Source organism: Helicobacter sp. UBA3407 (assembly GCF_949747025.1).
Taxonomy (GTDB): domain Bacteria; phylum Campylobacterota; class Campylobacteria; order Campylobacterales; family Helicobacteraceae; genus Helicobacter_D; species Helicobacter_D ganmani.
In genome coordinates this window covers 1-10,380 of the sequence record NZ_CATKCB010000159.1, presented here as the reverse complement: position 1 = coordinate 10,380, position 10,380 = coordinate 1, and the positions used below count along the sequence as shown (strand labels likewise).

Sequence of the window (10,380 nt, the reverse complement as noted above, 5' to 3'; positions counted from 1 at the left end):
TGCGTCATATAGAGGGTATGCCACAAGATTTACAAAAAGTCCAAGAGGGAAACTGTGCACTTTTGATTCAACTAGAATCCAATACATTCTCTATATTGGGAAAAAACATTCAAACAATAAAAGAACATTTGGATTCTATTCCTACGCTTTTTGGATTGCATTTTAGCTTTGAAGCTAAAGAACAAGAACAATGGTGGAAAGTCCGTAAAGGTTTGTTACCCATTTCAGCCGCGACTAAACGAAGTGGAAGCACGGTAATCACGGAAGATATTTGCTTTGAGATTCCTCATTTCGCACAAGGTATTGAAAACATTACAAAACTTTTCAAGCAATATGATTTTGATGGCATTATTTTTGGGCACGCTTTAAGCGGCAATGTGCATTTTATCATCACGCCTATCTTGAGTGATAAAAAAGAATGTGCAAATTTTGCAGGTTTTATGGACGCATTAGCGCAAATGGTTGTAAGCCTTAAAGGTAGCACCAAAGCAGAACACGGCACAGGGAGAATGATGGCACCCTTTGTAGAGCTAGAATGGGGAGAAAAAGCTTATGCTATTAACCAAAGAATCAAAAAAATTTTTGATGAAAAAAATCTCTTCAACCCCGATGTTATTATTTGCGGAAATCCTAACATACACATTCAAAATCTAAAACCAGCCAATGCCATAGAGGATTATTTGAATGCTTGTATGGAATGCGGGTTCTGCGAAAAAGTCTGCCCAAGCAAAAACTTAACCCTCACACCAAGACAAAGAATCGCGGTGCTTAGAGAGATTGCGCGCTTAAAAGAAATTCAACATAAAACCTCACAAGAACAAGAACAACTCTGCGCACTTGAAGCAAAGTTTGAGGAATATGTCGTGGAGACTTGCGCAACTTGCTCTATGTGCGCCACAATGTGTCCGCTTAGCATTAATACCGCAAAAATAGCAACCACACACAAGAATAATCATTCTAGTGCATTAAGCCAAAATCTCTCCGCAAAAATCTCGCAACACATAGACAAAGCAGTCTATACAGCAAAAGTAGGCGTTCATCTAGCGCAATTTGCCACAAAAGTGCTTTCTAGAGATACAATCAAAAATTTAAGCCTCCAATGGAATAAAAAATTTAAAACTCCCTATATACCAAAATATATGCCCACTACAAATTCTTTTTCATTTTTTGGTAACAAAAAGATATATTCTCAAAACAAAGTTTTATATTTCAGCTCTTGTTTAAATCGTATTTTTGCGCCCTCTCATTTAGCAAGAGACTTACGCCCAATTCAAGAGGTTTTTATTAGTCTTTGTAACAAGGCAAACATTGAGGTAATTTTCCCTAAAAATCTCTCCAAAATGTGCTGTGGCAAGGCTTTTAAGGATTATACACAAAAAAATCCAAAAATCAATCCCATTCAAAACCTCCTGCAAAATCTATTGATAGAATCGCAAAATGGAGAGATTCCTATTGTATGCGACCATAGTGCCTGCAGTAGCGAAATTTTAGAAAAACTAAGGGAATATGATGCATACAAACATTTAAAAGTTTTGGATATGAGTGTATTTGTGCAAAAAATAATTCTACCAAATATAAAGATTATTCCGCTAAATGAACCAATTGGAATCTATGCAGTCTGCGCGTGCAAAAAGGAGGGTTATGCGGATTCTATCAAATATATTGCGCAAGCTTGCACGCAAGCGGAAGTTGCAGAACACACTCCAACTTATTGCTGTGGCTTTGCCGGAAACAAAGGCTTTATCAATCCCACGCTCAATCAAAATGCGCTAGAGAGTTTGAAAGATTATTTTTTGCAAAAAAATATCAAGCGATTCTATGCTAGCTCTAGCACCTGCGAGATAGGCTTGAGTGAGACAACAAACTTAGCTTGGCAACACATTATTTATTTGCTTGATGAAGTAAGTCAGAAAACAAAACTCTATTAAAACTAACAAAGGAGAGAAAATGTTATTAAATTTTAAAGGAAAAAGTCCAAAAATCTCCCCCAATGTATTCATTGCAGAAGGAGCTAAGATTATCGGTGAGGTAGAAATCGGGGAAGATTCTAGTATATGGTTTAATTGCGTGTTAAGAGGAGATGAAAACTTTATCAAAATTGGCAAACGCACAAATATTCAAGACTTGACTACTTTGCACATTTGGCACAGACTCTTTGATGATAAAGGCGAAAGAATAGACGCGGGCTTCCCTGTCATCATTGGAGATGATGTTACGATTGGGCATAATTGCATTATTCACGCTTGCAAGATTGAATCTTGCTGTCTAATCGGTATGCACTCGTGCGTTATGGACGATGTTTGTATCAGTGAAAATAGCATCGTAGGGGCTGGGAGTGTTGTAACAAAAGGCAAAAAATTTCCTCCACGCTCACTTATTTTGGGAAATCCCGCAAAACTTGTTAGAGAATTAAAAGAAGAGGAAATAGCCCTTATCAAAGAATCGGCACAAAATTATGTTCGCTTCAAAAATGATTTCTTGGCTAATTTATGCTAAATACATTTGGGATTCCACAAGCAGAATCCCAAACTTTAATATAAAATAATATGCACTTTTTGTGAGCCATGCACGCCAAAAACTGTGATGAGTTCAATATCAGCAGTGCGTGAGGGACCGGCAATAAATAAAATATTGCTAGGCAAAACTGCGTTTTCAGCTTTTACAAGATTCAAAGCCTCCGCCAAACTTCCTACAATATTTTCCTTTTTTAACAACATAATACAAAGTGTCGGTGCTAGAGAGAGCATTCTCGGTTGAGTTTTGGAAGAATGCACGAGAGCGACGCCATGCGAGCTCACACCCACTCTCGCACGAATGACAGAAAAATCACTATGAAACACATCTTCCCTTAGATTCTCAATTTCTTGATTGAAGCATATTTTCTGTGTCGCTTCAATTTTATTTAAATCCAAGCCCAAATTTTCAGAATAAATCATTTTTTGATAGCCATAACTTTTGACAATTTCATTGATTTTATTTTCCAAATTATTACTATCGCATTCCTCTACAATATATTTATTGTCCGTCATTTTGCGTTTCATTTCCTCTAGCATTTCTCCGCTTCTTTGTATATGCACCACAGGGTCGATACTAGGCTTGCGTTCAAATTCTGGCACTTTATGAGCTCTCTTTAATCTCTCTAGAATCTGTTTTTTGCTTCTTTGTGAAATACTCTCAATCCTATTAGTCATAATGCACCCCTTGCAACTTTTGAATCTGTTGATAAAGATTACCTTTGATTTGTGGCAATTCCTTGAATGCGCTCCATTTTTTAATCACAGGTAAAGAATCTTTAAAACGATGCAAAGCACCATTGAAATAATGTGCATTGCCAAGTGATAATCTCCACAATGTGCCATTGGTTGCAACTTTAGCAAAACCTTGCATACTCAAAGATTCACATTTGTTAAGCTTCAACATACTTGCACCCAAAGGAGGGTTTTTTCCTTCTCCTACTTTATTTGCCCTTAACTTTCTAATCAAATCCGCAAGCGGAATTTTTACAGGGCAAACTTCACTACATCTTCCACAAAGTGAGCAAAAGCTTAAAATATCTCCTGTTAAATCAATCCCGAAAAGATTCGGGCTAATTACTTCTCCAATAGGTCCGGGATAAATCGTTTGATAGGTATGTCCTCCAATCTTATCATAAACAGGACAGAAATTCATACACGCTCCACAACGAATACAACGCAATGCCTCATAATAATCGGAATGTGAGAGCATATCACTTCTATGATGATCAAACAAGACAATATGCACTTCTTTTGGTCCATCTAAATCGCCATTTTTTCTTGGGGAAGTGATGATGTTATTATAAGTTGGTATAAATTGTCCTGTTGCGGAGGGAGTAAGCAAATGCACCATTGTTGCTGCGTCTTCAAAGGTTTCCATTACCTTTTCAATCCCACAAATTGCTACGTGAATTTCTGGAGCTGTGGTGCACATTCTCCCATTTCCCTCATTTTCAATCAGCCAAAATGCACCCTCTTTAGACATTGCAAAATTTACACCGCTTAAACCCATTTGCAAGCCTTCAAACTCATCTCTTAAGTGTTTTCTCGCAATTGCATTGAGTTTTTCAGGCTCGGATTCCAAACTAGCACCCAACTTTTCCTCAAAAATCTTACCTACTTCATAGCGATTGCGGTGAATTGCTGGCACAACAATATGCACGGGAGTTTCGCCATTAAGTTGCAAAATAAGCTCCCCCAAATCTGTTTCAATGGCACTAATTCCCTTTTTCTCCAAGAAATGGTTTAAACCGATTTCCTCACTCGCCATAGATTTGCCCTTAAGAATCTTGCGAATATTTTTTTCTTTCATTAATTCATAAATAATTTCGCAAGCGTCCTCACTACTTGAAGCCCAATGCACTTGTATGCCATTTTTGATAGCATTTTTTTCAAACTCCAACAATCTTTCTTCTAAGCTCATCAAGGCATTATTTTTTGCTTGCATTGCTTTGTCTCGCAATCCTTGCCAATTTTCAAATTTATCCTCAATGATTTTTAGACGATTTCTTTGTAGTGTGTGCATAGCAACATTCAAATTTTCTCTCATTTGAGAATCGTTTAACTTCGTATGTACTATTTCCTCGTGTGCGATTCTATGTTCTACACTCATAAGCTCACCCCCTCTAATCGTTTCAATAAAAATTCATAAAGATGAATACCTTTAGTATTTATTCCTAGCTTGCTCATTGTGCCTTGAATATTTAAAAGACAACCTCCATCTCCACTTACAACATATTTTGCGCCTGTTGCTTCTATGTCTTTGATTTTTTGCATTGCCATAGCATTGGAAATTTCAGGCTCCTTGACAGAAAATGTCCCACCAAATCCACAACATTCCTCTTCAAACTCCAAAGGGATTAGTTCTACATTCTTGAGCCGCTTTAGTAGATTTTTACTTGCTTCCACACTTTGTTGAATCCTTAAAGCATGACAATTTGAATGCCAAGTTACCTTGACATTCTCTCCTTTATCTTGATAATCCACATTTAAAACTTCATCTAAATATTGGCTTAGCTCTATCACGCGTTGGCTAAACCGCTTCACCAAGTCAAAATTAGAATCTCCCTTGAATAGCTCCAAATAATCGTGGCTCATCATTCCTGCACAAGAGCCACTTGGCACGACGATAGGATAATCTTCCTTAAATTGCTGGATATTATAAAGTGCAACCTCTTTGCTTTCCTTAAAATATCCGGAATTAAAAGAAGGTTGCGCACAACAAGTTTGATTCTTCTTAAAGATTACCTCTACTCCTTCACGACGAAGGAGCTTGATTGCACTTAGCACAACTTCTTGCATTGTAGCTGTGCCTAAACAAGTTGCAAAAAAATATACTTTTCTCATTGTTTTTACCTTATTTTATGAGCGGCACTATTTCTGGAATGATGCCATTTAAGAAAAATGCAATAATAAATGTCCAAATTCCAATCAACAAAATAAAGCCAATAGAATATTTCAATGTGAATTTAAACAATTCAGATTCTTTGCCGACTAAACCTACTGCCGCGCAAGCAATGGCAATGGATTGAGGAGAAATCATTTTACCTACAACACCGCCTACGGAGTTTGCTGCCAAAAATAATGCCTCTCCTACACCTAATTCTCCGGCTGTTACTTGTTGAAGAGGACCAAAAAGAAGGTTTGCACTCGTATCACTTCCGGTTAGGAAAACGCCAATCCAACCAATCACAGGACTAAAGAAAGCAAAGGCATCGCCGGTTTGTGCAAACGCCAAACCAAGTGTTGCACTCATTGCCGAATTTTTAGCAATAAAGGCAAAGGCAACCACAAGTCCAATTGTAATGCAAGGAATCGCCATTTCTTTCAAAGTATCCCAAAAGCATTCCCCCACATCACTTGCTTTGATTTTTAATGTCCAAATGGTTAAAAATGCTGCCAATAAAATTGCAGTCCCTGCTTGGAGTGCCACAAAATTAATAGGCAAACTTAAAGAAATTGCTTTGCCATTTTCATCTAAGATTCCACCTTGAATATTATTAAATGCAATCGTTACTTGCGTATAATCAAAAATTGCTCCTTTAGCAAATAATGCCTTAAACCAAGGTTGTGTCCAAATTACAATACAAATAATCAACAAAATAAAGGGCATCCAAGCTTTCACGACAACACCCAACTCCAATTGGGTATTATTTGAAAAATTTGTCTCATTATCTAATCTAAAGATATTGCTAGGCTTCCAAACTTTCAAAAATAAAGTAGTGCAAGCTAAAGAAACAATAGCAGATACAATATCAGGCAACTCTGCACCTAGAAAGTTTGAACTCAAGAATTGCGTTCCAGTAAAAGAAACCGCTGCAACAAAAATTGCGGGGAAAGTCTCTTTTACTCCTTTGAATCCGTCCATCAAAAAAACGATAAAAAATGGCACAGTGAGACTTAACGGGACAAGCATTCGCCCAACCATAGCAGAAACAGCGTGTTGATCAACACCTACAAGATTGCACATTGCAATAATTGGAATCCCAACTGCACCAAATGCAACGGGAGCGGTATTTGCAATCAAACAAAGTCCTGCGGCATAAAGAGGCTTCAATCCAAGCCCAACTAAAAGCGCGGCAGTAATTGCAACAGGTCCCCCAAACCCAATCGCACCTTCAAGAAAAGAACCAAAGCAAAAACCAATCAAAATAACTTGGATTCTATGATCGGGCGTAATGCTCATCACGCTTTGTTTAATCACTTCAAAAGAACCAGATTTCACTGAAAGCTTATAGAGAAAAATGGCGGCGATAATAATCCACGCGATAGGCCACATTCCTTGCGCAAAACCTTGCACAAAGGACGCACCAATCAAAGAAAAAGGCATTCCATAGACAAAAAAAGCCACTGCACTTGCAACAATCACGGTAATAAATCCCGCTTGATAACCTTTAAGTTTAAAAGTTAGCAAACATAACAAAAAACATAAAATTGGAATAAAAGCCACCGCCGCACTTAAAAATATATTCCCTAGCGGATCAGTTATTTGTTGCCACATACATTCCTCCAAAAATTTAATTTAACTTGATTAGTTTATTCAAATTTTATTTTAAGAATAATTAAATAATTTGTTTTGAAAGAATTAAGTTCTTAAATTTAAGCAAAAAAGTAACATTTTTCTTTAATTTTTATAAAGCAGGATTTATTAGAGTATTTTACTAAGACGAATGCAGGAGAAGGAATCCTTAAAGATTCCTAAAGATTACAAGATTGCATATTTGATAGAAATACATGCTTCTAAGCTCGCAAGCTCATTCAATACTTCTTGAGAAACAACATCATCTACCACAATCAAAGCCAATGCTTCTTTTTTGTAACGTCCCAAACGAAAATCGGCAATATTGATATTATGTTTTGCCAAAGTCGTGCCAACAAATCCAATAACACCGGGAGTATCATCATTTCTAAATAAAATCATCTTTCCCTTTGGTTCAATATCTAATGCAAAATTATTAATATTGACAATTTTTGGCGTAGATTCGTTAAAGACGGCTCCGCTGACACTAAATTCACCATTTTGAGTAAGTAAAGTCAGCTTAATTTGATTTTTATAGGCACTTTGCGATTCTTTTCCTTCTAGTTTCACTTCAATGCCTCTTTCTTTAGCAACATAAGGTGCATTGACATAATTGACTTTATCGCCAATCGTTGCATTAAGGATTCCAACTAATGCAAAGGTGGAAAGCGAAGCAAGATAATCTCTAATCTCTCCCTCCGCTTCTAAAGTAATGGAACGCACTTCATCTTTATTGATTTGAATCGCAAAAAATGCCATTTTTTGCACAAGCTCTAAATAGGCTTTCATAAAGCTTGGTAATTCATTTTCTTTGATGGGCAAATTCAGTGCATTGGGGAAACTTGAACCGCGTGCAGCCTCAAGAGCAGCTTCCGCTGCTTGGATAGCAATTTTTTCTTGAGATTCTAAAGTATTTGCACCAATATGCGGCGTTACATAAATATTTTTTAAATCTAATAATTTATTTGAATTCCCCGGTTCTTTGGCAAAAACATCAATCCCTGCAAACCTAATTTTGCCCGATTCTAATGCCTCATAAAGTGCTTCTTCGTTATACAAACCTCCACGTGCGCAGTTAATCAAAATCACACCATCTTTCATTTTGGTAATTTGCTCTTTATTAATAATATTAATGGTTTCTTTGTTTTTTGGCGTATGAATCGTGATAATATCACAGCTTAGAATCTCATCAAAGTTTCTTGTGTATCCAATACCCAAATCTGTGGCTTTGGTTGGATTAATATAAGGGTCATAAGCAATCACTTCCATTTCAAAAGCTTTCATACGTTTGCCTACCCTACTACCAATATTCCCAAAACCAATGATTCCGAGTTTTTTATCTTTCAATTCTGTTCCATACCAATCTTCTCGCTTCCATTTACGCTCCACTTTTAGTTGTGCATTGGCTTCAGGAAACCTACGAATCGTATTTAAAATATGAGCGCAAGTCAGCTCTACTGCAGCAATGGTATTTGCAGTTGGAACATTCATTACTACTACACCTTTTTTGCTAGAATTTTCAATATCTACATTATCTACCCCCACTCCTGCACGCACAACCGCACGCAATTTTGTTGCAGATTCCAAAAAGCTCATATCCACATCTGTTGAACTCCTAGTAATTGCCACATCTGCTCTATACAACTCTTTTTTTAATTCCTCTTTAGGCAAACTCGCCAAATTCAACATTTCTACTTCTATGTCTTTTGACAACAAATCCAAACCACTTTGATGAATATGATCACACACAACAATCGTATATTTTGCCATTAAAACTCTCCATTTTAAGATTTAGATAAAGTATAATTAATTTCGTAATGTCTTAGTTTTTCCAAAACACTACGGAGATAATTTTCATCTTCTGTTGCAACCACAAGAGAAATACTCTCACCAATTTTATAATAAGAATATTCTATATTGTATGCTCCTAAGACTTGATTGATACAAAAAAATTGATAATCGTTAATAACTCCCACAGAAACTCTAAAAATTTCTTTAGAACTTTGTTTAAGCTCATCTGCAAAAAGTAATTTAACCTGCAACTCTGAAGCTGGATAAATAAACTCACGTTCATCTTGTCCCGATAATCTATCAAGCCAATCTGGCATTTCAAGTGGTTTCGTCTTATTATCATCAAATTGCGCAAGCTCATAAGGATTAACTTTTGGCAAAGAATAGACATTCATTGCATCAATGTAATTACGAATCAAAACAAACAATAATATACAAGTTAAGAAAGAAAAAATTCCAATCAAAACTCTTACTTGCATATTATTTCCATTCTAAGACTATTGGATTTGGTCTTTTATAATATCCCCTAGTGTCATTTTATCGTTTGTGTTACTATTAAAATTTTTAAGATTTGCTTTTTCTTTTTGTCTCTCTAATCTGCGCACAGAAACGCGGATTCTATTATTTTCTGCGTCAATCAAAGAAACTACACCATTGATTTTATCGCCCACTTTGATTTCTTCTTTTTTAAGCGGGAACAAATCTTCATTGCGAATGAGTGCGTCCATTTCATCATCAATCTTAATAAAGACGCCAAAATCCTTAATATCTCTCACGGACCCTACTACCGCATCATCCATAGAATATTTTTTTGCAAACTCTTCTACTGGTGAGGCAATTAAGCCTTTGCGCGTTAAAGAAATGCGTTCTTTTTCTCTATCAATTTTTGCGATTTTTACTTCAATGGTTTCGCCAACTCTCATTAAATCTTTGCATTTTTCATTTTTATTCCAATAAGCGTCCTCATTGTGCAATAAACCATCAATACTATCCAACTTAATAAATGCTCCAAAATCTGTTAAAGTTGCGACAACTCCTTTAAGGATTTCCCCCTCTTTATGCTTCTTAGCAAATTGCTCAAAAGGCTTGTCCAAAAGTTTTTTCAAAGAAACTCTTAAGCGTCTATCTTTTGTATCAATTTCAATCACTTCTACATCAATTTCTTGTCCCGCTTTTAAAAATTCTTCAGGATTTTGAATGTTTTTATTCCAGGAAATTTCAGAAATATGCAAGAATCCCTCAATATCATTGCCTAAATCCACAAAAACACCATAGGGTTCAATATTGCTTACCGTTACTTTAATCGCATCGCCCACTTCTAATTCATTCTCAATCTCTTTCCAAGGGTCGTCTGTCGTTGCCTTGATAGACAAAGCTAAACGTCTTTTATCCTTGTCGTAGCTTAAAACTTTCACGGGAACAATATCTTCCTCTTTATAGAGTTTTGAAGGATTCACAGGACCTTTGTAGCTAATTTCTGTATAATGCACCAAACCCTCTACGCCATCAATATCTACAAACATTCCAAAACTTGTAATCTTCTTAACTTTGCCCTGC

9 protein-coding genes are annotated in these 10,380 nt (G+C 36.3%); 2 read left to right on the top strand and 7 right to left on the bottom strand.

The window, feature by feature from the left end:
- The coding region (locus Q1553_RS05950; RefSeq protein ID WP_300842812.1) for an FAD-linked oxidase C-terminal domain-containing protein at nucleotides 1-1,928 on the top strand (1,928 nt) is incomplete at its 5' end.
- A gap of 19 nt (nucleotides 1,929-1,947) precedes the next feature.
- Nucleotides 1,948-2,496 carry a gamma carbonic anhydrase family protein gene (locus tag Q1553_RS05945; RefSeq protein WP_115550821.1) on the top strand — a complete coding sequence of 183 codons (549 nt, stop codon included), beginning with the start codon at nucleotides 1,948-1,950 and terminating at the stop codon, nucleotides 2,494-2,496.
- 35 nt (nucleotides 2,497-2,531) lie between these two features.
- On the opposite strand, the gene Q1553_RS05940 is transcribed toward Q1553_RS05945, so the two are convergent.
- The 7 genes from Q1553_RS05940 to Q1553_RS05910 all read right to left on the bottom strand — a co-directional run.
- A complete protein-coding gene (locus Q1553_RS05940; RefSeq protein WP_115550822.1) occupies nucleotides 2,532-3,191 on the bottom strand; it encodes a lactate utilization protein C in 660 nt (219 codons plus the stop codon).
- Nucleotides 3,184-4,626: a LutB/LldF family L-lactate oxidation iron-sulfur protein gene (locus Q1553_RS05935; protein ID WP_115550823.1), complete on the bottom strand. Its 1,443-nt coding sequence runs from the start codon at nucleotides 4,624-4,626 to the stop codon at nucleotides 3,184-3,186. The genes Q1553_RS05940 and Q1553_RS05935 overlap by 8 nt, the downstream gene beginning before the upstream one ends.
- Nucleotides 4,623-5,360, bottom strand: coding sequence for a (Fe-S)-binding protein (locus Q1553_RS05930; protein ID WP_297578975.1), 738 nt, complete (start codon nucleotides 5,358-5,360; stop codon nucleotides 4,623-4,625). The genes Q1553_RS05935 and Q1553_RS05930 overlap by 4 nt, the downstream gene beginning before the upstream one ends.
- 10 nt (nucleotides 5,361-5,370) lie before the next feature.
- Nucleotides 5,371-7,026: an L-lactate permease gene (locus Q1553_RS05925; RefSeq protein WP_297578978.1), complete on the bottom strand. Its 1,656-nt coding sequence runs from the start codon at nucleotides 7,024-7,026 to the stop codon at nucleotides 5,371-5,373.
- A gap of 192 nt (nucleotides 7,027-7,218) precedes the next feature.
- Complete coding sequence (serA, locus tag Q1553_RS05920; RefSeq protein ID WP_297570770.1) at nucleotides 7,219-8,802, bottom strand: phosphoglycerate dehydrogenase; 1,584 nt, start codon at nucleotides 8,800-8,802, stop codon at nucleotides 7,219-7,221.
- Nucleotides 8,803-8,816: 14 nt separating this feature from the next.
- Nucleotides 8,817-9,302 carry a hypothetical protein gene (locus tag Q1553_RS05915; RefSeq protein ID WP_115550827.1) on the bottom strand — a complete coding sequence of 162 codons (486 nt, stop codon included), beginning with the start codon at nucleotides 9,300-9,302 and terminating at the stop codon, nucleotides 8,817-8,819.
- A gap of 18 nt (nucleotides 9,303-9,320) precedes the next feature.
- On the bottom strand, nucleotides 9,321-10,380 hold a 1,060-nt coding region (locus Q1553_RS05910; RefSeq protein ID WP_300842811.1), incomplete at its 5' end, for a S1 RNA-binding domain-containing protein.

What these genes read in the sequence shown, in the direction of transcription:
- Q1553_RS05945 (WP_115550821.1), top strand. Translation starts at nt 1,948, where the DNA reads ATGTTATTAAATTTTAAAGGAAAAAGTCCAAAAATCTCCCCCAATGTA.
- Q1553_RS05940 (WP_115550822.1), bottom strand. Translation starts at nt 3,191, where the DNA reads ATGACTAATAGGATTGAGAGTATTTCACAAAGAAGCAAAAAACAGATT.
- Q1553_RS05935 (WP_115550823.1), bottom strand. Translation starts at nt 4,626, where the DNA reads ATGAGTGTAGAACATAGAATCGCACACGAGGAAATAGTACATACGAAG.
- Q1553_RS05930 (WP_297578975.1), bottom strand. Translation starts at nt 5,360, where the DNA reads ATGAGAAAAGTATATTTTTTTGCAACTTGTTTAGGCACAGCTACAATG.
- serA (WP_297570770.1), bottom strand. Translation starts at nt 8,802, where the DNA reads ATGGCAAAATATACGATTGTTGTGTGTGATCATATTCATCAAAGTGGT.
- Q1553_RS05915 (WP_115550827.1), bottom strand. Translation starts at nt 9,302, where the DNA reads ATGCAAGTAAGAGTTTTGATTGGAATTTTTTCTTTCTTAACTTGTATA.